A 21,289-nucleotide genomic window follows, 5' to 3' on the forward strand; every position below is an offset into this window, starting at 1 on the left:
TGAGCCTTTTCCATCCTCACTCTGAGCTGGCCAGATGCAGGGCGAGGACGGCCCGGACGAGGCTGGTGACGCGGGCGGTCGAGCACCGGAGCTTGCGGAGGAGCCGCCAGGATTTGAGGGTGGCCATGGCCTGCTCGACGAGTGCGCGAATCTTCGCGTGGGACCGGTTGACGGCCTGCTGACCGGTGGAAAGGGTTTCCCAGCGGCCCCAGTAGGGGGTGCGAACGGTCCCGCTGGCACCCCGATATGCCTTGTCCGCCCAGCACTTGATGTCGGCTGCGGCAAGGGCGTCGACGATGCCGTGCTCGCGGGCCGCGCGGACATCGTGGACGGCGCCGGGCAGGGCCGGCGAGGCCCACAGCAGCCGGCCGAAGGGATCCGTGAGGACCTGCAGGTTCATCCCGTGTTTCTTGTGTTTCCCGGAGTAGAAGGGCCGGTCCGCGGCGATGCGGTCGGTCGGCAGGAGTGTGCCGTCGAGGATCACGAACGCCTTCGTCGACGCGACCCGGATCGCGTCGGCCAGGGTGGGCGCGAGGCCTGCCAGGAGTTCGACAGCCTCGGTGGCATACCGGTAGGCGGTCGTGGTTCCGATACCGAATCCGGCCGCGAGCGTGTTTCCCATCCGCAGGTGGGCGAGTGCGAGCAGGGCCTGGCGGCCGGGGTTCAGACGCCTCCAGCGGGAGCCGATCGCGCGACGGTGCTGCCGCAGACGGGCGGACAGAAAGCGCAGGGCAGAGCTGGACACGTCGACGCCCGAAGGGTAGACAAGCATGCGAAGCCTCTGGTGGAGACGGTTCTCTTGGTCGAAAACCCATCTACCAGGGGCTTCACCACGTTGTCATCCCAACTGGCTCGCTGCTGCCACAAGTTGGAAAGGTCTCACTGAGAAGCTGTAGACGGCGAGTGCTCTGATCTGCGTATATGCGGGAGACGATGGTAAGGGGGCCGAGGGAGTCACCCTCGCTATGCTCGTCCAGCGGTACGTGGAATTATCCCCGCTTGCGCGGGACGGACCCGACCACCACCGGTATGCCCGGCATCGGGCACGGACCACCCCCAGCTTGCGCGGATCACACCCGCTCGCGCGGGCCGGAGGGATCGTCGGCATGTACGGCCTTGGCAAAGGCGGAGTCACCCCCGCTCGCGCAGGTTGGAGCCGATCTGCGAACACGCCGCCTTGGTGCTGCTCAGGCTCGGGACTACCAACGAAGCTGGGCCACCAGCGGTGCTGATGCTCCTATTGATCGTCAAGCATGGGGGCGCTCACCGGAGCGAGGTACCTTCACTCCATGTCACTCACTCCCGACAGCGAGGTCCGCAGCCGGGACGAGCTGGTCGCCTTCATCCGAGAATTGCACCAGGACTACCTCCGCCGGGGGCACGAATGGGAGAACCAGTGCCTCGATCACTTCCTTGAAGCTCTCGCGGCGTGGATGGAGGACTCGCGGGCTGGTATCGAAACTTCGGGAAGGAGCTTCCGGAAGACGGGGATTGGACCTTCCTGGCCAGGGCACTTCAGGCCGCCAGCGTCTATGAGTGAATCCGCTCCTGGAGCGGTCAAGCCGCGGTGAGCCAGTCCCGGTAAGCGCGGGCCACCAAGACCGCCGAGATCGCCATGACGAGCTCTATCGAGGTCGCACCCCACGGCCTCCGCATCAACGCCGTGTGCCCCGGACTCGGTCAGCTCCGGGGTGTACCGGACGTCCTTGAGGGGCGCTGTGGGCTGTGCGCCGAACGTTTCCACCACGGTGCCGCTGGTGTCGACGTGCACGATCTGGAGGGCGACGCGGGTGTCCTGTTCGTGCAGGTCGATCCGCACGCCGGGGGAGCCGCCTTCGGGCTTCATGTCCACGATCCGCTCGTCGGGTATCCGGCGCGCTTGAGTGCGGCTCGCACATCGGCGGCGTTTTCGCCCGTGTCCTTGAGACGTGCGCTTGCCGGGCGAAGCGTGTGTTTTACGTTTGCAAGCCAAGAGCTTCGGGGACCTCGTTGGCTATGGCTGAATACAGCGACAGCATTACCGTGCACGTGCCGTCGGCCCGGCTCTTTGCCTATCTGGCTGATGTGGAGCACCTGCCCTCCTACATGCCGCGGCTGACTTCCGTGCACCCTCATGAAGGCGACCAAGTCACCGTCACCGCCCATATCGAACCCGCCGACGCCCCGGAGCAGGACGTGACCAGCGAGGCGTGGGTGCATGTGGTCGAGGAGGGCAAGAGCCTGGAATGGGCCGCGCCCAGCCCGCACGACTACCGGGGTAGGGCGCACGTGGACGAAGGTGAGGACGCCGGCACCTGCCGCCTGACGGTGGAGTTGCACACCAGGCACACGGGCGAGCAGGTCGAGCACCGCCTCAAGGAGGCACTGAGCGGTATCAAGCAGGCGGTGGAAAAAGTTGAACGATGAACTGGGTGTCAGCGTGGAGGGTTTGGTCGACCCCTTTGCGCGAGTGCCGGTTTGCCACTGGGGCGCCGGGCGTAGCCGGGGCCCTGGGCATTCTTCCGGCTGCGCGGGGCGCGGGCCGGGAGGCGTGTCGCATTCTTCAACGCTGCCGATGGTGATGTGGCACGGTCGTACGTCGCACCAGCAGACGAGCCGGTCCGTCTCGGCGGGCGACTGCGTTCCGGCTGACCTGACGTCGGCCGCCGGCTTCGTAGCTGCGGTCACTCGGAGGTTTTGCGACGTACGGGAGAGGGCCTGTGCGTGCAGGCCGGGCGGTAGGGGCTGGTGTGCCAGCTTGCTGCGGCACACGCACGGGGTTGTGGGCACGACCCGACCGCCGTCAAGAGTGTTCTCGGACCGGGCATCATGTCGGGCCTTCGCGCTCACGACGTTTCAGTCCCCACCCGCCCGTCCCGACGGGCGTCCCGGGCCACTGCCTCCTGGCACGGGGCGCTTGCGGTCGTCGCGGCGTAGCGAGCCCGACACGCATCGGTAGCGGGCACTGTGGCTGCCGTCCAGTGGGCCTGCGGAGACTCTTCCCTGCGCAGCATGGGAAGAACGGGCTGGGCCCGGCCTGCCACGAGTGAACCCACGGCGGCCGGGCTCACCAGTCCGGCGAAGCGCTCATGGTGTACCGACACGCCCACTACGTTGTCGACTGGGGCCGCAACGAGCAGGTCCCGGTCAGCGGGGGCACTCGATGAGCTGTTCGGACCAGATCGTTTTGCGGTCCTGGCCATGGCGGCAGCCCCAGCGCTCGGCGATCTGGGCGACGAGAAACAAACCGCGTCCTCCCTCGTCGGTGGTGTGGGCGCGCCGTAGACGAGGCTGGGTGCTGCTGGAGTCGGTGACCTCGCACACCAGGACGTTGTGGCGGATGAGCCGCAGCTCCGCCGGTGCACGACCGTAGCGGATGGCGTTGGTGACCAGTTCGCTGACGATGAGTTCGGTGGTGAAGAGGAGATCCTCCAGCCCCCACGTGGTGAGTTGGCGGGTTGTCCATTCTCGGGCCTTGGAGACGGCGGCAGGGTCGGCCGGGATTTCCCAGTGAGCGGTGTTCTCCGCCGGGACGGCGCGGGTGCGGGCCAGGAGCAGCGTCGCGTCGTCGCGCGGCGCTTGGTCTGTCAGGTCGGCCAGGAGAGCCCAGCCGGTTTCGTCCAGAGCGCGATCCGGACGGCAGGACGCGGCGAGGGCATCCGTCAGGCCCCGCAGGCCTTGGTCGATGTCGCGGTCGCGGTGTTCGACCAGGCCGTCGGTGTAGAGGGCAAGGACGCTGCCCGGCTCGAGGTCGATCGTGGTGGTCTCGTACGGCATGCCGCAGATGGCGAGTGGTGGCCCCGGGGAGATCCGGACGACTTCGGCGGTCCCGTCGGGCCGGACCAGGACGGGTGGCGGGTGCCCGGCACTGGCTATGGCGCATCGTCGGGTGACCGGGTCGTAGACCGCGTACAGGCATGTGCCGCCGACGATGTGGTGGTCGCCGAGCGGTGCTTCGGCCGCGAGGCGCTGGACCAGGTCCGCGATCCGGGTGAGCAACTCGTCCGGCTCCAGTTCCAGGTCCGCGAGCGTCTGCATGGCGGCGCGCAGGCGGCCCATGGTGGCGCTTGCGGGCATACCGTGACCGACGACATCGCCGGCGACGAGAGCCAGCCGGAGAGAGGGCAGGGCAATGGCGTCGTACCAGTCGCCGCTGATCTCGGCTCCGCCGCCTGCGGGCAGGTAGACGCCGGCGGTCTCGGCTGCCGGAGTGTCGGTCGTGGCCGGTGGAAGGAGGAGCTGCTGCAGAGACACGGCCGCCCTGTGCTCGCGCGTGTAACGGCGGGCGTTGTCGATGGCGAGCGCACCCCGTGAGGCGATCTGCGTCATGAGATCGGTTTCGTCCTCGGTGAAGGGGTCGGCTCGGCCGCAGCGCCAGGCCGATATGGCGCCGAGCGTGAGCCCGCGGGCATGCAAAGGTGCCACCATCACCGAATGGGCGTCTTTCGGGACGAGATACTCGACGAGCTGCGGGTCGCTGACCATGGCGATGAAGTCGTCGAGGCCGAGGACGACTGTCTCGCCGTGCCGGAAGCTTCGCACCATGGGGTGGTCGGCAATGGGCGGGATGGGATCGCCGCGTTTGATACCGGCCGGCCACACTGCGGTGGCCGGAGCGAGGGCCGCGTTGCCCATGTTTCCACCGCCCAGCTGTTTCGAGGGTTCTTCACCGTCGAAAACGGAGTGTGCGAGGTCGACTGCGGCGAGATCTCCGAACGCGGGTGCGAGAACGTCCGCGAGGTCCTGTGCAGTACGCACGACATCCAGGGATCCTCCCACCCGCTCGGCCACCTCGCGGGCGAGATCCAGATGACGGCGGGCACGATGGTCGGTGCTGTCGATGTACAGGGCAGCGACCCCTGTCGGGAGTCCTCGCGCGTCTTCCAGACGGAAGGCGGACAGCGACAGCGCGTGCTGCCGTGCCGGATCGTGCCGCCAGCTCACCTGCTGGTTCCTGCGGACCACCGGGACACCTGTCTCGAGCACCTGGCGCAGTACTGCATCGAGGCTCTCGGCGTCCTCGGCGCACAGCACGTCGCCCAACCGCGTGCCGGGCTGTACCGGACGGCCGCCGGGAGTGTCCGGCGTGGCGTTCGTCTGCACAGTGGTGAGATCCGTGTCGTGCAGAGCGATCGTGATCCGGTTCTGTGCGGACAGCGCGCGCAGGAGCGCTGCGCCCTGCTCGTGGTCGTAGACGTGGTGCGTAGGGGCGGCCAGGACGAGGACCTCCGCCGAGCCCTCGACCCTCGTGGTTCGGAAAGTGACATCGATGGTGTCGCCGCGCTGGTGCCACAGCCGCACCCTGCCGGACTCCGGCATCTTCGTGGCGCCGCGCAGGTCGTCCGGGAGGTCGGCCACCAGTTCCTGCACGGGCCGGCCGCAGACCTCCTCGGCGGGAAACCCCGTCAGCTCCTGCGCTGTCCCGGTCCACCGCACCACCGCGCCTCGCTTGTCGAGCACGGCGGCTGCCAGGCCGTAGAAGGCGTGCAACCGGCCGCTGGGAACGGAACCGGAGATGCCCGCCGCTTCCTGGGAGGCGCCTGCCGAGCAGGCGTTCTTGACATTTTCTGTATCCATGTCTCTGGCTTCCTTGCGAGAGCTCGCGGCTCTGGAGATATCGGAATGCGGTGGCGGCCGACGGCCGCCCGGTCGGCAGCGAGTCACATCGCGGCCGTGGAGGGTAGGTCCTGTTCGGCCCAGACGACCTTGCCGTCCACGCCGGAGCGTGATCCCCACCTACGGGACAACTGCGAGACGAGGAAAAGACCGCGGCCGTTCTCGTCGAGGGTGTCGGGATGACGAGGACGTGGGTGGCTGGTGCTGCCATCGGAGACTTCGCAGGTCAAAACCTGGTGCTGGATGAGCCGTAGGTGGCTCGGTCCCTCGCCGTGGCGGATGGCGTTGGTGACGAGTTCACTGACGATCAGCTCCACATTGGTCACCAGATGCTCAAGCCCCCATTCGCTGAGCTGGCAGGCGGCCACCTGCCGGGCGGTACGGACGGCGGCCGGCTCGTCGACCAGGTCCCACGAGGCGACCTGGGCCGGTTCGAGTGCGCGAGTTCGTGCAAGGAGCAAGGTGACATCGTCGGCCGGGGGCTGAGCCGGCAAGGTCTCGATCACCTGCGAGCACAGGTCTTCCAGGGATCCACCGGTCTGCGCCAGGGCGGCGCCCAGGCGATCCAGGCCCGCGTCGATGTCGTCGTCACGGGCCTCGACCAGACCATCGGTGTAGAGCGCGAGGAGTGTTCCCTCGGGCAGTTCCAGTTCCACGGACTCGAAGGGGACCAGACCGAGGCCGAGGCCGAGCGGGGCTCCGGCGGGCATGTCGGGGAAAACGACATGGCCCTGCGGGTCGATGATCGCAGGCGGCGGATGTCCGGCCCGCGCCATCGTGCACCGTCGGGTGACCGGGTCGTAGACGGCATACAGACAGGTGGCACCCACCGCCGCGGGGACATGGTCCGGAGCGTCCGCGTCTTCCTCGCTCAGCCGCTTGACCGTGTCGTCGAGGCGCGTCAGGAGTTCATGGGGAGGCAGTTCCATGTCCGCGAGCGTGCGGACGGCGGTGCGCAGTCGGCCCATCGTCGCCGCGGCGTTGATGCCGTGTCCGACCACATCTCCGACGACCAGAGCCACCCGGGCGCCAGACAGCTTGATCACGTCGAACCAGTCGCCCCCCACGCCGTGCTCCGTGTCAGCCGGCACATAGTGCGAGGCCACGTCGAGGGCGGCACCACCATGTACACGGTGGGGCAGCAGGTCGCGTTGAAGCGTCAGGGCCGCGGTGCGTTGGCGAGCGTACTGGAGAGCGTTGTCCAGGCTGAGCGCGGCCCGGGTGACGAGCTCCTCGGCCAGGAGCAGGTCATCGTCCTGGAACGGTGTCAGTTCCGCGGAGCGGCCGAACAGCGCCAGTCCCAGCACGCAACGCCGCGCACGGATGGGCACGACCATCAGAGAATGGATGCCGCTGTCACGGACCTTCTGCGCCCGCGTCGGGTCGTGGTCGATCCATGGGCCGGCGTGGGTGTCCAGCACCGGTTCCAGGTGAGATTTGCCCGTGCGCAAGGCGGCCCCGAATGACGAGCCCGGGGGAACGTGGATCACCTCTTCGCGCACTGCCGGCAACTCGAGGACACCCAGGTCGACGGAAGCCACCCCGGCACGGCGCAACACAGGGCGGCGGCCGCTCGTGGCGGCGATCCGTGCCGAGGGCTCGAGTCCGAACGGAACCGACTCCAACAGGTCGACGACGGCGGTGTCGGCCAGCAGGGGTACGGCAAGGTCGGCCAGTTCCTGACCGGTCTTCATGAAATCAAGGGTGCTGCCGATGCGTGTGCCGGCCTCGCTGAGGATGGCCAGGCGCTCCCGGGCCCGCCGATTGCCGGTGACGTCCACGCTCATGGCGCACACCCCCATCGCCAGGCCGCTTGCATCCTGAAGGCAGAAGAACGAGGCCGAGAACGCGTGTTCCCGACGCCTGTCCGCCGACGACCACACCCGGTACTCGTGGACCATGGTGCTGCCGCTGTTCAGTACCTGCCGCATCACCACCTCGAGGGCCTCGGCTTCGACGGCGGGCAGTGCATCCCGCAGCCTGCGTCCGAACCGTCGGCGACGAGGAGTGCCGTCGTGGCGCTCCATGACGTCGTTCACCCAGGTACAGCGCAGCTCGGGGTCGTAGACGGCGATGCCTACCGGTGCGTGGGCAAGAAGGGACTCCCGCACAGGTCCGTTGGACGCCTCCGAGGACAGGGTGCCAATGTCGGTCACGGACACCAGCCACCGGGTACCGGCGTCCTGACCCCACAGGAGTGAGATCCGCAGCGTCATTTTGATGGTGTGGCCGTCGCGGTGGCGGACCATCACGGTGCCCGACCAGCCATCCTGGGCATGGCGCCGCTCGGCGAACGCTGAAGCACGCGAAGCGTCCTCGGCGGGCGGCAGCACGTGTACGGCGGAGCGGCCCACCACTTCCCCGGCCGTGTACCCGACAAGCTGCTCGGCGGCGTGCGTCCACCCCACCACGATCCCCTCCGCATCGAGCATCGCAATTGCGGCGTCGGGTATCTCTCGGGGGTTCACCGGCCCGGCGAGCGGCGTGCGGTCGGTGTTGGTCATCGCGTTTCATCCCATCGGTGCGGAGGTGTGAGGGAGCGTCGGCCTGCGGCGTGGGGGTCGATCTCGAGCCGTGGTGGCCGGGGTGAGGCTCGCCCCGTGGGACCGGTTCAGCGGCTCACCAGCACGGCAGCTGTCAGGTGGGCCGCTTTGCCCATATCTGACGAAAGTGTCAGATATGGTCGCTCCATCGTCAAGCCCCCCACTGCTGATTGATTCATCAAGTTTGATCGCGCAGGGGAGGTGGGGTGGACACGATGGGTCGGCTAGTGCAATGATGAATCCATCAGAAATGCTGCTCTTATTCACGGAGCATGCCGATGTCAGCCTCACGCAGGAACCGATTCGAACGCCGTCGTGCCGAGACCCGGCAGGCGCTCGTCCGCGCCGCGCGGCAGATCCTGGCCGAGTCCGGCCACACCAGCGCCAGCATCCATGCCATCGCGGAGCGCGCTGACGTTGGCTTCGGCTCCTTCTGCAACCACTTCGCAGGCAAGCCGGACCTGTTCGACGCAGCCGTGGCCGATGCACTTGAGGAGTACGGCCAAGCCGTTGACGAGCGCCTGCAGAGCGTCGACGATCCGGCCGAGCGCGTCGCCTGGGGCCTGCGGCTCAGCGCACGCATGGCCGAGTCGTACCCGGAGATCATGCGGATCCTGTGCCACAGCGAGCTCGGTCGCCTATGCGCCGGCCGGGGACTCGCTCCGCGTGCGAAGCGTGACGTGGCTCAGGGCATTGCCTCGGGCCGATTCACGGTGGTCGACCCCATGATCGCCTTGACCGCTCTGAACGGCAGCCTGCTGGCGCTCCTGGAGCTGTGGTTCAGCCGGCCCGAGGCGGACAGCGACCAGGCTGCAGGCGTAATGGCCGAGATGCTTCTGCACATGCTCGGCCTCTCCCCGGATGAGGCCCGTGACCTCGCCCGGCGGCCTCTTCCCGCTGCAGCGTGAAGAGGAATCCTGCAACCTCAGAGCCGGATCGGCAAATGACGGGGGCCACGAAGCATGGCGTTCTGCCGGTAGGGAGGCGGGTCCTGGACCAGACTTGCTGTGCCGAGGTGGGGGAGCAGCGCGCCGAGCGCTGAGAGGGCCTCAACACGGGCGAGGGGTCCGCCGTAGCACAGGTGAATCCCGCTGCCGAAGCCGAGGTGCTGGTTGTCCGGGCGGGTGGGGTCGAACCGGTCGGGCTCGTGAAACCGCTCGGGGTCGCGGTTGCCCGATGCCAGCACCAGAACGACGGACGTGCCTTCGGGGATCGTGGTGCCGGCGACGCGGATGTCGGCGAGCGGGATGCGCTCGCGCATGTGGACCGGGGGCTCGAAGCGCAGCAGCTCCTCCACCGCTTGCGGCAGCAGGCCGGGATCGCGGCGCAGCTGGTCCAGATGCTCGGGTTGGCGCAGCAGGGTGAGGACGCCGTTGGTGATCAGGTTGACCGTGGTCTCATGGCCGGCGATGAGCAGTAGCACGGCGGTTTCCGCGAGTTCTTCCTGGCTGAGCCGCAGGGTCGGATCCGGCTCGTTGACGAAGGCGGAGAGCATGTCGTCGCCCGGCCGGCCGCGGCGCTGCTCGGCGAGGTTCACCAGGTACCCGCCCATCTCGATCCGCGCCTGATCGCCGGCCTTGTCCGTCTCGGTGGAGTCCTCTCCGGGCCTGACGTCGGCGGCTGCCACCAGAGCATCGGACCAGGCCCGGAACAGCGGCTCGTCCTCGGGCGGCACCCCGAGCAGGCGGCAGATCACCGTGACGGGCAGCGGGTAGGCGAAATCGTCGACCACGTCGATCTGCCGGCCCGCCTCGAAGGACTTCATCAGTTCCTTGGTGATCTCGTCGATCTCGCCGCGCATCGCGTCGACCCGGCCCGGGCTGTGCGGGGGGCCGAAGGGCCGCATGGCCAGGGTGCGCAGCCTGTGGTGCTCGGGGTCGTCGAGCCGCAGGAACGGCGGCTTGTGAGTCACCTCGCCGCGGGCGCGGGGATCGACACTCATTCGCGGGTCATGGAGCAGATCGGCGATCGCGTGGTACGTGCCGACCAGGTAGCTGCCGTCCGTCTGACGCACCATGGGACCGGACTCGCGGAGTTCCGCGTACAGCGGGTAGGGGTTGGGGCGACTGGCGTAGTCGGTGATCCGTGCCAGCAAGGTCTCGGAGGCCATGATGGCTCCTCGTGGTTGAGCGGGCGGTGGGTCAGTCTGGGCTACACCACCATCAGCCGTCGATCGGGCAGGTGACCGGTGAGCGCGACGGTGGGGCCGTGAGACAGGCCCTTCGGATCGGGCACGTCGGACGGAATCGGGATGTCGGCCGCGATCGCACGGTCCTGGGCGCCGGCCGGGGGTGGGAACGGTGCTGCTGTCTCGATCAGGTGCCGGTAGTAGTCGAGCGACTTGGCCATGTCGACGGTGACCGCCGCGGTGACCCGGCCCTGGTAGCCGTAGACCATCGCCAGACGGCGCGCCTCCAGGGAGCCCTGGGCGATGACCACGTGGTCGGAGTAGGTGGGAACACCCACCGATTTGATGTTGAGCCCGAACTGGGTCGACCAGAACGACGGGACGGCCAGGTGCGGGCGCTGCAGGGGCCCCGGATTGACCATGTTGTGGGCCGCCACCTCGGCCTGCCCGACGGCGTTTCCCCAGTGCTCCAGCGAGAGCATCTGGTAGCCGAACAGCGGGTGGGGGAAGCGGGAGACGTCCCCGGCCACGAAGACGTCGTCGGTGACGATTCCGTACATGTTGAAGGCCCGGCATCCGGCGTCGCAGGCGATCCCGCGCGGGCCCGCCGCCAGACCGGACTCGGCCAGCCACTCGACGTTGCGGATCGCGCCCAACGCCACGACGCAGACGTCGGCGTCGACGCGGCTGCCGTCGGACAGTTCCGCACCGGTGAAGCTGCCGTTCCCGTGCAGGGCGGTGACTGTCACCCCAGTGCGCAGGTCCACGCCGTGGTTGCGCTGCATGACGGCCGCGAGCTTCGACAGAGTGCCACCGAGCGCGCCCACCAGGGGTGCGGGACCGCGTTCGGCGACCGTGACATCAAGGCCCCGTTCCCGGCAGGCCGAGGCGATCTCCGAACCGGTGAAGCCGCCGCCGATCACCAGCACGCGCTGCGGCCGGCGGCCAGCTGCTGGGCCAGTCCCCCGGCGTCCTCACGGGTGCGCAGGGTGAACACGCCGTCCAGGGCGGCTTCCTCCGGGTTGGGCCAGGGCCGCGCGCGGGTCCCCGTGGCGATCAGCAGCCGGTCGTAGGGCAGTGACTCGCCGTCCTCCAGCAGCACCTGCTTCCCGAGCAGGTCCACGCCGGTGGCACGTACACCCAGCCGCCAGTCGGCGTCCGGGTCCCGGCGCATCGGCAGCCCGGTGGTGTCCGCCGTCGCCTGGCCGAGCAGCACCTGCTTGGACAGCGGCGGCCGGTCGTAGGGCGGGTGGGGCTCGTCCCCCACCACGGTCAGTGAGCCGGCGAAGCCCTCCTCGCGCAGCGCCTCGGCAGTCCTCAGCCCGGCGAGCGACGCGCCGACGATGACGATACGGCCGTCCTTGAGGTCACCGGGCACCGCCGTTCACCTCCTCACCGAGGAGGATTGCCTGCACCGGGCATGCCGCCGCGGCCTGGCGCACACGCCCGACCTGGTCGTCGGGGACAGCGGTCGCGTACAGCAGTCCCTCCTCCCCGTGCAGCTCGAACACCTCCGGCGCGAGGAACACGCACTGCGCATAGCCCTGGCAGCGCGTGAGGTCGACAACGGTCCGCATCCTCATCACTTCCTCCGTTGTCTCACCCCCTCGTTTCCAGCATGGAGGCAGATGTGGACGCCCGCACGGCGCGCGGCTGCGAGGGCTTCGGACGTGTGGAGGTCCCGCCACGGGAGGGCGGTGGTCAGCCCAGTGCGCGGTCGTGGTTGAAGGCGGCGCTGACAAGGGCGAGATGAGTGAATGCCCGTGAAAGGTGCCCAGTTGCTCGCCGATGTGGCTGATCTCCTCGGCGTACAGGCCGAGATGGTTGGCGTGGGTGAGCATCTTCTCGACGGCCGAACGGCTTCGTCCAGGCGCCCGGTACGGGTGAGGGCCTCGACACACCCGAACGAGCAGACCGCTGCGCAGGCCATGCGGGTGGCGCGTTCGACGGCCACTGGGCACACCGGATGCTACGGCTGATCGCGGCGAGGACCTCGAACAGTTCGACGGGGCCCCGTCGGCGACGCAGTGGCTTGGGCCTGCTGAGCGTCGTCCGGGCAGTCCCGACGTGTGTTCTCGCGGTCGCCGTCGGCCGTGCGGGCCACCGTCCGCCGCCTCGATATTTCCATACAATGTATGGTAACCCTGGAGAGGGCCTTCCGTGCGCCGCATGGAAAGGCCTGCTCCCATCAACGCCAGGCGCCTCACCTCGCCTGCACAACCCGCCGCCGGTGCAGATCGCACCAGCTGGGAAGGAAACACCTTGAAGAAGCACACGAACCGCATCGCCGTCACCGCTTCCTCCGTGGTGGCCGCGGGTGTCGCCGCTCTCGGTGCCGGGGGCACCGCTTCGGCCGCGACTCCTGCCTCCGCGTACGTCCAGCGTCCGGCCGTCAGTGTCAATGCCGACGACTACCGCTGGGACCACGGTGTCGGCTACCTGCTCGAGCAGGGGTACTCCTGGGACGAAAGCCGTGGCCTGCACAAGGACGGCCCCTTCAGCGATTCGGCCCGCCATGGACGCGATGGCCACTTCTGCCGCTGGGACGGCGAGGAGCGTGGCTGGAAGTGCGACAGGTCGTACCGGCACGACGGGAACCGCTACGAGCACGACAGTCGGGACCGGCACCACAACGACGGGAACCACGGTGACCGGTGAGCCGGATGCCGCTGTCGCCCTTGGGCCCGGGCCGTGCACCTGCCGACCGGGACACCGAAGTCGCGAACCCGCTCGCGGAAAGCTGAGAGAGGGCCTCCCAACTTGCCTGCGGAATAGATCTGTTGTATGCCCGTTCGTCCGCTGTTGCCGGACGAAGGATTCGGGCACGGTCTCCACCGCGGCACGCCGACCTCTGACCACCATGCACCGAAGAAGAGGAACCCATGTCCCAGTACCAGCTTCGTGTCTACACACTGTGCAGCGCCAAGGCGCTCATCGCCTACGGGAACGTCTGGGCCAAGCACATTCCCGGTCTGGCCAAGCACCGGATCACCACACACGGCGTCTGGACGGTGGCAGCGGCTCCCGGGAGTGGGGCACCCCAGCTGTGCGCCCTCGTTTCCTACAGGGACACCGACGACATACAGGAGCGGCTGCAGGCGTACCTGGCCAGCCCTGAGTTCCACGCTGACATGGAAGGCTTCGACGTCAGCCAGATCGTCGACGTCTCCGAGTCCGTACTGACGCCCACCCCCGACTCACCCTTGCGGTGACAGGGGGCCGAGCCTCGAAACGACTCGCCCGGGGAAAGCCTCGCCGAAGCCCCGAATGCACCAAGGAGGCCGGTCCCCGGCCGGGCCGTTGCCGCGCAAGAGCCCTCGACGCTCCACGGCTGGCCGGCAGCTTCGGGCGTGCCGCCGGTACGGTCCACATCACCTATTCTCCCGGCGCGGTCCCCAGCTCGGTGGTCAGTGATCCCGACGGCACGGAGCGGTCCGGGCGCGCAGGCCGTGAGGGCGCCCGGGGCTCGGTCCCGAGCATCCCGTCGACCGACTGCCCATGCGTGAACCGGACGGCTGCGGTTCCTGGGACCGTACGAAGCCGGGAACCGCGCAGACCACCCAGGCGAGCGAACCGGCGGCAAGGGTGAGCGCGAGGCGGCCTGGGATGTCGGCGAAGGCGCGGCGACGGCGACGAACGCGACGGGACGACGTGGCCCGGAGCGCCTGTCCGGATGGCCTCGCGCACGAGTGTGTGGGCAGCGGCGAGGTGGGCCGTCACAGCACCCCGGACCGCGTTGCTGCTGGGGGCCGCGGTCCCCGGAGCCACCGCTCAGGACCATGCCGAGCACCGCACGGGCCAGGGCACGGGGCCGGCCGTGCCCGTGGAGCGCGTACGTGGATCTGCCCACGTCGTACGCCATCAGGTCGACTCGGCGCACAGCCGGCAGGACGGGGCCGGGCCCGGCCATCGCGAGCCGGACACTGATTGCTGCCTGGGGACAAAGACCGGCTCGCCCGACCGCGGGCCTGCCTCAGCCGCAACGCCTCGGCCGGCGCCCTGGCGGTCACCATCGGTGAGGCGGCTGTCCAGGCCCGTGATGATCGTGTCCAGCACCAGGCGGAACATGCGGTCCTCCTCCTCGGGGCCTGTGTTCGGGGGCCCTTCCTCGCCGGCGGCGGGGGCGGTGGGCTCGAGGTTCGACCACTGGTGGAGCGCGCCGTTGAGCTCGGCGATGAGGACACCGATGACGACGGCGCACATGAGAGCAGCGACCTGCCGGACCTCCGAGTGCGGTACCCCTGCGGCGTCCAGCGTCCTGGTGAGCGCCGCCCAGAACGGGTCTTCGGGCTGGATGAAGTCCGGCTGGCTGAACGAGTAGGCCATGAGGTTGGGGTGGCGGTGCGCCAGCGTCCGGAAATCCGTCGCGAGCAGACGTATGCGCTCCTGCCAGGGAGCGTCCTCCAGAGTCACGGTGCGGAACTGGGCGCCGACCATCCTCGCCACGCCGCGTAGCAGGGCCTCCTTGTTCGGGAGGTGGTGGTACAGCGACATCGGGTTCGCGTCCAGGGCGGTCGCGAGTCTGCGCATGGTGAGCGCCTCGACCCCCTCCGCGTCGATGAGCCGCAGGGCGGCGGCATGGATTCCGGCCTCGGTCAGAGGCACGTCCCTCTTCCTTGTGCCCCGTGGGGGACGCTTCTCCTTTGACATACGACGTACGGTATCGGTTTCGTACGGCGTACGGAAATGAGCTCCGCCACACGGCGACGGAGTGGCCGCTTCGGCCGGTCGGGGTTGCGCTCGCTTTCCGTACGGCGTACGGTATCAATTCCATACGGCGTATGTTTCTGTGGGGCAGCACGGCATCGACCGGCGCCCTTGCTCATCCCTCCACAAAGGAGCAAGCCATGACCACGTCATCCGCGAACGACCTCCGCCCCATCCGGTCCCCGCGCGGGATACCCCTGCTCGGCCACACGCCGCAGATCCCCGGCACCAATCCGGTGGAGTACTTCGGCGAGCTGTCCAAGCAATTCCCCGAGGGCCTGTACGGCATGGACATCGCCGGCATCGAGCAGGTCTTCGTCTACGACCCGGACCTGGTGGCCGAGGTCTGCGACGAGACACGGTTCTTCAAGCAGATCGAGAAGACGCCGCTGGAGCACGTCCGGGACTACACGGGGGCGGGCCTGTTCACGGCCCACCAGCGCGAGGAGGAGTGGGCCATGGCACATCGGATCCTCCTTCCGGCCTTCAGCCAGCGCGCCATGAAGAACTACTACGGGCAGATGCTGGAGATCGCCCAGAACCTGGTGGGCAAGTGGGAGCACAGGGAGGGGCAGCCGGTCAATATCACCGACGACTACACCCGGCTCACCCTGGACACCATCGCCCTTACGGGGTTCGGCTACCGGTTCGACTCTTTCGCCGACGAGGAGCTGCACCCCTTCCTCAACGCGCTTCTGGAGGCGCTGATCGAGTCGCTGCGGCGCTCCCAGGAGCTGCCGGTGATGACCAAGCTCCGCAAGGCCGACGCCAAGAGGTACGGCGAGAACATCCGGCTGATGCAGGACCTGGTCGGCAGTGTGATCAAGGAGCGCCACGAGGGCAGGGGCAGCGCCGAGGAAGACCTGCTGGGTCTGATGCTTGAAGCGACCGACCCGGAGACCGGCGAACGGCTGTACGACGACAATGTCCGTGACCAGGTGGTGACGTTCCTGATCGCCGGTCACGAGACCACCAGCGGCCTGCTGTCGTTCGCCACGTACTCGCTGATGCGCAACCCGCACGTGCTGGCCCAGGCCTACGCCGAGGTGGACCGCCTGCTGCCCGGCGACACCGTCCCGGACTACGACACGATCATGCAGCTGGATGTCATCCCGCGCATCCTGGAGGAGACCCTGCGCCTGTGGGCTCCCATCCCGGCGATCTCCAAGGCGCCGCTGGAGGACACCGTCATCGGTGACCGCTACGAGCTGAAGAAGGGAACACGGGTCAACCTCCTCATGGGCCCGCTGCACACCCACCCCAAGGCGTGGGACCGGCCGCACGAGTTCGACATCGACCGGTGGCTGCCTGAGAACCGGGTCCAGCAGCACCCGCACGCCTACAAGCCGTTCGGCAACGGCGTGCGTGCTTGCATCGGCCGGCAGTTCGCGCTGACCGAGGCCCGCCTGGCCCTCGCGCTGGCGCTGCAGAAGTTCAAGTTCTCCGACCCGAACGACTACAAGATGGACGTGCGGGAAGCGCTGACCCGCAAGCCCGGCGACTTCAACCTCGTTGTGCGGACCCGCCAGGATCACGAGCGGACCGTGTTCGGCCCGATGGACCTGAAAGGCGACGACGACCAGCGATCGGCCACGGTCAGCGGTGTCGGGGTGAACCTGACCATCGCGTACGGCTCCAGCCTGGGCAGCTGTGAGGACCTGGCGCGCACCATCGCCGACCGCAGTGAGCGCTCCGGTTTCGGCACCACGCTGACCAGCCTGGACGAGCTGGGCGACAATCTGCCCACCGAGGGTCTGCTCGTCGTCGTGGCCGCCAGTTACAACGGCAAGGCCCCCGACAACGCCCAGCGCTTCGACGATCTGCTCGCCGCCGGACTGCCCGAGGGCTCACTGGCGAACGTGCGGTACGCGCTGCTGGGTGCCGGCAACACTCAGTGGGTGGCCACCTATCAGGCCTTCCCCAAGCGGATCGAGGAAGGCCTGCTGGCCGCCGGCGCCACCCCCGTCGTCGAGCGCGGCATCGCGGACGCCGCCGGTGACTTCGACGGCATGGCCACGCGGTGGATGGACACCCTGTGGGCCACTCTGGCCGAGGAGTACGCCGCCGACACCTCCCAGGCCAGCGGCCCCCGCTACCAGGTCCAGCTGCTCACCGAGGCGGACGTGCGCCCCGCCATCGTCTCCGAGCAGGCGTACCCGCTCACCGTGGTGACCAACGACGAGCTCGTGGCCGACGCGACCGGCCTGTGGGACTTCAGCATCGAGCCGCCGCGCCCGTCCGCGAAGTCCATAACCTTCGAGCTGCCCGAGGGCGTCACCTACGACACCGGCAACCACCTGGCCGTCTTCGCCAAGAACGAACTCGCTCTGGTGGAGCGCGCCCTGAGGCGGCTCGGCGTCGACTACGACCAGGTGCTCCGGCTCGACCAGCCAGCCGGTGGCCGCACCCACCTGCCGGTCGGCACCCCGGTCACCGCCGGCCTGCTGCTCACCGAGTTCCTGGAGCTGCAGGACGTGGCCACCCGCTCCCAGATACAGACGCTCGCCGAGCACACCGAGTGCCCGTGGACCCGGCCGCAGCTGCAGGCGTACACGGCCGACACCCAGGAGGCCGAGGAGCGCTACCAGAAGGAGATCCTCGGCAAGCGCATCTCGGTGCTGGGCCTGCTGGAGCGCTTCGCGGCAGTCGAACTGCCGCTGGCGGTCTTCCTGGAGATGATGGGCCCCATCCGTCCCCGCTTCTACTCCATCTCCTCCGCCCCGTCGGCCAACCCGCGCCACGTACGCCTGACCGTCGGCCTGCTGGAGGGCCCGGCCCTGTCCGGCGACGGCCAGTACCGCGGCACCTGCTCCTCCTACATCGCAGGCCTCGAGCCCGGTGACGTCGTCTACGGCTACGTCCGCGTGCCCTCCCCGACCTTCGCCCCGCCCGCCGACCCTGCCACGCCGCTGATCCTCATCGGCCCCGGCACCGGCATCGCGCCACTGCGCGGCTTCCTGGAAGAGCGGGCGACACAGCACGCGAACGGCACCCGGGTGGGCCTGTCCCAGGTCTTCGTCGGCTGCCGCCACCCGGAGCACGACTACTTCTACCGCCAGGAGATGCAGGACTGGCAGCAGGTCGGCATCGCCCAGGTGCACACCGCCTACTCCGCGGTGACCGGCCACCCCGCCCGGTTCGTGCAGAACGCCATCGCGAACGCCGCAGACACCGTGTGGCAGGCCATCCAGGACGGCGCGTACATCTACGTCTGCGGTGACGGCCGCCGCATGGCCCCCGCCGTCCGCGAGGCCCTCGCCGCCATCTACCGCCAGAACACCGGCAGCGACGACGAGACCGCCCAGCAGTGGCTCGCCCAGCTCGAAGCGGACGAGCGCTACCAGCAGGACGTCTTCGCCTGACCGTCGCACGCCGTCAAGGCGCGCCGACCCCAGCCGCCGGGAGGCGTGCGGACGTCCTGCCTCCCCCGCACGTCTCCCGGCCCCACCAGCCATTCAGACACCCCATGGCACCCATGGCCCGAACCACCGGGCCGTGCCGCTCACAGAAAGCAGATCACCATGGACACCATGCTCGCCGGACGCTTCCACCTGGACAGCAAGAAGTTCGCCGTGGAAGAGGTCCCGATCCCCGTGCCGGGCCCGGGCGAGGTCCTCATCGAGGTCAAGGCCGCCGGCGTCTGCCTCTCCGACGTCCACCTGCTCGACGGCTCCCTCGTCCCGCTGTTCGCCACCTCCGACACGGTCACCGTCGGCCACGAGGTCTCCGGTGTGATCCACACGCTCGGCCCCGACCTCAAGCGCGGCCTGGCCGTCGGCGCCCGCGTCACCCTGGAGGCCGGCAAGACCTGCGGTAAGTGCGCCGGATGCGTGCGCCACCGCCCCTGCACCCAGATGCTCACCGCCGGCATCGACTACGACGGCGGCTGGGCCGAGTATGTGATCGCCCGCGAGGACACCCTCATCCCCATTCCCGACAGTCTCCCCTTCGACCAGGCCGCGATCATCCCCGACGCGGTCTCCACCCCCTACGCCGCCGTCGTCGCCACCGCGGGCGTCCGTGCCGCCCAGTCCGTCGGTGTCTGGGGCGTGGGCGGAGTCGGTGCGCACAACGTACGCCTCGCCCGCCTGGTCGGCGCCGCCCCGATCATCGCCGTCGACCCGCTGCCCAGCGCCCGCGAGCGCGCGCTGGCGTTCGGCGCGGATCTCGCCCTCGACCCGACGGCCGAGGACTTCGCCGACCAGGTGTACGCGGCCACCGCTGGACGAGGCCTCGACTTCGCCTTCGACTGCGCAGGCGTTCCCGCCGTCCGCGAGCAGGCCGCCTCCGTGCTCGGCCTGGGCGGCTCCCTCATCCTGGTCGGCATCTCGCCCAGGCCCCTCACCATCACCGAGGGCCTGACCTTCAACTACATGGAGAAGCAGGTGCGCGGCCACTACGGCGGCACCCCCGAGTCCGTCTCCGAGCTGGTGCAGCTGACCGCAGCAGGCCGCCTGGACCTCGCCCCCTCCATCACCGACCACATCCCGCTCGCCGACGCGGCCGACGCCGTCCACCGACTGGAGAACAAGATCGGCGACCCGATCCGCCTCATCCTCGTCCCCTGACAGCTGTCCAGCGGGACATCAAAGCCACCTCGGGCAGGGGTGAGTGGGCGCCGGTGCTTGAGGGAGCGCCGGTGCCCACGGCTTTCCGAGGAGGCGTGGGCGCGGCAACTGGAGGACGGCGGTCAGCCCACTGCGCGGGCCAGGTCGAACATGGCACTGATGAGGTCGAGATGAGTGAATGCCTGGCGAAAGGTGCCCAGTTGCTCGCCGGAGCGGCTGATCGCCTCGGCGTACAGGCCGAGATGGTTGGCGCCACTGAGGCGGTGAGGTCGAGTGCGTCAGCCGAGCCCACGGCGGCCGCTCCGCTCCGTCACGGCTCCTCGCGGGTTCGTGCTACGTGGCTCTCCAGGCCGACGATCGTGGCGTCGAGCGCACAGTTGAACATCGCGTCGATCACGTTCTTCGCGGGAGCGGGGGGGTGTTCCCCGTCGGCGCCGACCGGCGCCGGCGGCAGGGTGGTCCACCGCTGCAGCGCTCCGGTGAGTTCGCTGAGCAGCAGCCCCGTGAAAACCGCGCACAGGGAGGCGGCGACGCGCGGGATCTCCGAGGCCGGCAGTTTCGCGGCGGCCAGGATGTCGATGAGCCCCTGCCAAAAGGGGTCCTCCGGCTGGACGTAGTCGGCTCGCGCGAAGGAGTACGCCATCAGTTTCGGATGGCGGTGCGACAGTTCACGGAAGTCGAGAGCCAGTCGGCGAAGACGGTCCTGCCAGGGGATGTCCTCCCGCTCTCCCGCGCGGAACCGCGAGCCGACGCTCTCGGCCACGCCACGCAGCACTGCGTCCTTGTTCGGCACGTGGTGGTACAGCGACATCGGATTCGCATCCAGCGCGGTCGCGAGCTTACGCATGGTGAGCGCCTCGACCCCATCGGCGTCGATGAGCTGCAGCGCCATGGCGTGGATGCCGTCCTTGGTGAGGGGGACGGCCCTCTTCCTGGTCCCCCGGGGAGCCTTCCTTGACTTTTCCATACATCGTATGGTATCAGTGAGCCGCCGCAGGCGGCTTCTCACATCCGGCGGCACCCTCGGTCAGGGCATCAGGTGAGGTTCGGCAGGGGGCGCCGGGTGACCTCACGGGCGTCGTCCGGGGGGACGCCGAGCATGCGAAGGACCATTTCGGCCAGGTCGGAGGCGGTCTCGTCGCCGTCGAGGTCGGGGCGGGCCAGCCTCAGCGCCACGAGGGACAGCAGGGTCCCGCCCATGGCGGACAGCGCCGTGGTCGCATCGGTGCAGGCGAAGCGGCCCGAGGCGATGCCGCGCTCCAGGTCACGCAGGGCTCTCGGGGCGAGTCCGCGTTCTGAGTGAATCTGGGCCAGACCGCGATCACGCAGGATCCGCATGAGTTCCGGGTGCGAGTCGGCCATCCGGGCCGTGAGCCGGAAGCCCGCCGCGACAAGCTCGGCCGGGTCCTCGATCCCCTCCACGCGCTCGTCGATGACCTGGCCGAACTCCTCCAGGGCGTCCGTCACGGCGGCGTCGAACAGGTCCGTCTTCGACTCGAAGTGGTTGTAGAAGGAGCCGAAACCGACGTCCGCGCGCTCGGCGATGGCCTGGATGCTGGCGCTGGTGTCCCCGGTCTCCGCGAGGATCTGCCGGGCCGCACGGACGAGTGCCTGACGAGTCTCGGCGCGGCGCCGCTCGAAGCGGTTCTTGGGAGGGGCTGACGTCGGCATGCGGCGAGTGTAACAACGCCACGATGAGTCTCGCATCACTGATGAAGTCATCAATTCTTTGGCCTCACCCTATTGAC

15 protein-coding genes and 2 pseudogenes are annotated in these 21,289 nt (G+C 68.9%); 7 read left to right on the forward strand and 10 right to left on the reverse strand.

Going from position 1 to position 21,289, the window contains the following annotated elements:
- Window positions 1-16 precede the first annotated feature (16 nt).
- A complete protein-coding gene (locus BLT82_RS34090) occupies window positions 17-772 on the reverse strand; it encodes a transposase family protein (protein ID WP_093662013.1) in 756 nt (251 codons plus the stop codon).
- A gap of 517 nt (window positions 773-1,289) precedes the next feature.
- Between BLT82_RS34090 and BLT82_RS38980 the strand changes: the two are divergent.
- Window positions 1,290-1,391 (forward strand): annotated as a pseudogene (locus tag BLT82_RS38980) (hypothetical protein); the annotation flags it as partial.
- A 14-nt stretch (window positions 1,392-1,405) separates the two neighbouring features.
- On the opposite strand, the gene BLT82_RS38370 reads toward BLT82_RS38980, so the two are convergent.
- Window positions 1,406-1,852, reverse strand: a complete 447-nt coding sequence (locus tag BLT82_RS38370; protein ID WP_244529872.1) for a hypothetical protein — start codon at window positions 1,850-1,852, stop codon at window positions 1,406-1,408.
- 143 nt (window positions 1,853-1,995) lie between these two features.
- Here BLT82_RS38370 and BLT82_RS34100 point away from each other — a divergent pair, with 143 nt between their 5' ends.
- Window positions 1,996-2,406: an SRPBCC family protein gene (locus BLT82_RS34100; RefSeq protein WP_093662093.1), complete on the forward strand. Its 411-nt coding sequence runs from the start codon at window positions 1,996-1,998 to the stop codon at window positions 2,404-2,406.
- A 720-nt stretch (window positions 2,407-3,126) separates the two neighbouring features.
- On the opposite strand, the gene BLT82_RS34105 is transcribed toward BLT82_RS34100, so the two are convergent.
- Both BLT82_RS34105 and BLT82_RS34110 read right to left on the reverse strand, forming a co-directional pair.
- Window positions 3,127-5,556, reverse strand: coding sequence for an ATP-binding SpoIIE family protein phosphatase (locus BLT82_RS34105; protein WP_093662015.1), 2,430 nt, complete (start codon window positions 5,554-5,556; stop codon window positions 3,127-3,129).
- Between the two features lie 83 nt (window positions 5,557-5,639).
- A complete protein-coding gene (locus tag BLT82_RS34110; RefSeq protein ID WP_093662017.1) occupies window positions 5,640-8,099 on the reverse strand; it encodes a SpoIIE family protein phosphatase in 2,460 nt (819 codons plus the stop codon).
- Window positions 8,100-8,410: 311 nt separating this feature from the next.
- Here BLT82_RS34110 and BLT82_RS34115 point away from each other — a divergent pair, with 311 nt between their 5' ends.
- Entirely contained in the window at window positions 8,411-9,046 is a 636-nt protein-coding gene (locus BLT82_RS34115; protein ID WP_093662019.1) for a TetR/AcrR family transcriptional regulator, read from the forward strand.
- 17 nt (window positions 9,047-9,063) lie between these two features.
- Here BLT82_RS34115 and BLT82_RS34120 read toward each other — a convergent pair whose 3' ends face one another.
- The 3 genes and pseudogenes from BLT82_RS34120 to BLT82_RS34130 all read right to left on the reverse strand — a co-directional run bounded on the left by BLT82_RS34120 (window position 9,064) and on the right by BLT82_RS34130 (window position 11,843).
- Window positions 9,064-10,248 carry a cytochrome P450 gene (locus BLT82_RS34120; RefSeq protein ID WP_093662021.1) on the reverse strand — a complete coding sequence of 395 codons (1,185 nt, stop codon included), beginning with the start codon at window positions 10,246-10,248 and terminating at the stop codon, window positions 9,064-9,066.
- Window positions 10,249-10,289: 41 nt separating this feature from the next.
- A pseudogene (locus BLT82_RS34125) lies at window positions 10,290-11,644 on the reverse strand (NAD(P)/FAD-dependent oxidoreductase).
- Window positions 11,634-11,843, reverse strand: coding sequence for a ferredoxin (locus tag BLT82_RS34130; RefSeq protein ID WP_093662095.1), 210 nt, complete (start codon window positions 11,841-11,843; stop codon window positions 11,634-11,636). Before BLT82_RS34130 ends, BLT82_RS34125 begins: the two are co-directional and overlap by 11 nt.
- Window positions 11,844-12,528: 685 nt before the next feature.
- On the opposite strand from BLT82_RS34130, the gene BLT82_RS34135 reads away from it, so the two are divergent.
- The gene (locus BLT82_RS34135) at window positions 12,529-12,924 is read left to right on the forward strand and encodes a hypothetical protein (RefSeq protein ID WP_093662023.1); all 396 of its coding nucleotides are present in this window, start codon (window positions 12,529-12,531) and stop codon (window positions 12,922-12,924) included.
- Window positions 12,925-13,148: 224 nt separating this feature from the next.
- Window positions 13,149-13,478: an NIPSNAP family protein gene (locus BLT82_RS34140; protein WP_093662025.1), complete on the forward strand. Its 330-nt coding sequence runs from the start codon at window positions 13,149-13,151 to the stop codon at window positions 13,476-13,478.
- A gap of 649 nt (window positions 13,479-14,127) precedes the next feature.
- Here BLT82_RS34140 and BLT82_RS34145 read toward each other — a convergent pair.
- Window positions 14,128-14,871 (reverse strand): TetR/AcrR family transcriptional regulator, encoded by a 744-nt coding sequence (locus tag BLT82_RS34145; protein ID WP_244529873.1) that lies wholly within the window; start codon window positions 14,869-14,871, stop codon window positions 14,128-14,130.
- Window positions 14,872-15,113: 242 nt separating this feature from the next.
- Between BLT82_RS34145 and BLT82_RS34150 the strand changes: the two genes are divergently transcribed.
- On the forward strand, window positions 15,114-18,335 hold the full coding sequence (locus BLT82_RS34150) for a bifunctional cytochrome P450/NADPH--P450 reductase (RefSeq protein ID WP_093662029.1): 3,222 nt from the start codon (window positions 15,114-15,116) through the stop codon (window positions 18,333-18,335).
- 159 nt (window positions 18,336-18,494) lie between these two features.
- Window positions 18,495-19,541: a zinc-binding dehydrogenase gene (locus BLT82_RS34155; protein WP_093662031.1), complete on the forward strand. Its 1,047-nt coding sequence runs from the start codon at window positions 18,495-18,497 to the stop codon at window positions 19,539-19,541.
- Window positions 19,542-19,851: 310 nt separating this feature from the next.
- Here the strand turns inward: BLT82_RS34155 and BLT82_RS34160 are convergent, their stop codons facing one another.
- A complete protein-coding gene (locus BLT82_RS34160) occupies window positions 19,852-20,508 on the reverse strand; it encodes a TetR/AcrR family transcriptional regulator (RefSeq protein ID WP_093662033.1) in 657 nt (218 codons plus the stop codon).
- A 68-nt stretch (window positions 20,509-20,576) separates the two neighbouring features.
- On the reverse strand, window positions 20,577-21,212 hold the full coding sequence (locus BLT82_RS34165; RefSeq protein ID WP_093662035.1) for a TetR/AcrR family transcriptional regulator: 636 nt from the start codon (window positions 21,210-21,212) through the stop codon (window positions 20,577-20,579).
- Window positions 21,213-21,289: the final 77 nt, after the last annotated feature.

The sequence above is a fragment of the Streptomyces wuyuanensis genome (genome assembly GCF_900103455.1).
Lineage (GTDB): Bacteria > Actinomycetota > Actinomycetes > Streptomycetales > Streptomycetaceae > Streptomyces > Streptomyces wuyuanensis.

What these genes read in the sequence shown, in the direction of transcription:
- BLT82_RS34160 (WP_093662033.1), bottom strand. Translation starts at nt 20,508, where the DNA reads ATGGAAAAGTCAAGGAAGGCTCCCCGGGGGACCAGGAAGAGGGCCGTC.
- BLT82_RS34115 (WP_093662019.1), top strand. Translation starts at nt 8,411, where the DNA reads ATGCCGATGTCAGCCTCACGCAGGAACCGATTCGAACGCCGTCGTGCC.
- BLT82_RS34140 (WP_093662025.1), top strand. Translation starts at nt 13,149, where the DNA reads ATGTCCCAGTACCAGCTTCGTGTCTACACACTGTGCAGCGCCAAGGCG.
- BLT82_RS34105 (WP_093662015.1), bottom strand. Translation starts at nt 5,556, where the DNA reads ATGGATACAGAAAATGTCAAGAACGCCTGCTCGGCAGGCGCCTCCCAG.
- BLT82_RS34150 (WP_093662029.1), top strand. Translation starts at nt 15,114, where the DNA reads ATGACCACGTCATCCGCGAACGACCTCCGCCCCATCCGGTCCCCGCGC.
- BLT82_RS34110 (WP_093662017.1), bottom strand. Translation starts at nt 8,099, where the DNA reads ATGACCAACACCGACCGCACGCCGCTCGCCGGGCCGGTGAACCCCCGA.
- BLT82_RS34090 (WP_093662013.1), bottom strand. Translation starts at nt 772, where the DNA reads ATGCTTGTCTACCCTTCGGGCGTCGACGTGTCCAGCTCTGCCCTGCGC.
- BLT82_RS34165 (WP_093662035.1), bottom strand. Translation starts at nt 21,212, where the DNA reads ATGCCGACGTCAGCCCCTCCCAAGAACCGCTTCGAGCGGCGCCGCGCC.
- BLT82_RS34120 (WP_093662021.1), bottom strand. Translation starts at nt 10,248, where the DNA reads ATGGCCTCCGAGACCTTGCTGGCACGGATCACCGACTACGCCAGTCGC.
- BLT82_RS34155 (WP_093662031.1), top strand. Translation starts at nt 18,495, where the DNA reads ATGGACACCATGCTCGCCGGACGCTTCCACCTGGACAGCAAGAAGTTC.
- BLT82_RS34100 (WP_093662093.1), top strand. Translation starts at nt 1,996, where the DNA reads ATGGCTGAATACAGCGACAGCATTACCGTGCACGTGCCGTCGGCCCGG.
- BLT82_RS34130 (WP_093662095.1), bottom strand. Translation starts at nt 11,843, where the DNA reads ATGCGGACCGTTGTCGACCTCACGCGCTGCCAGGGCTATGCGCAGTGC.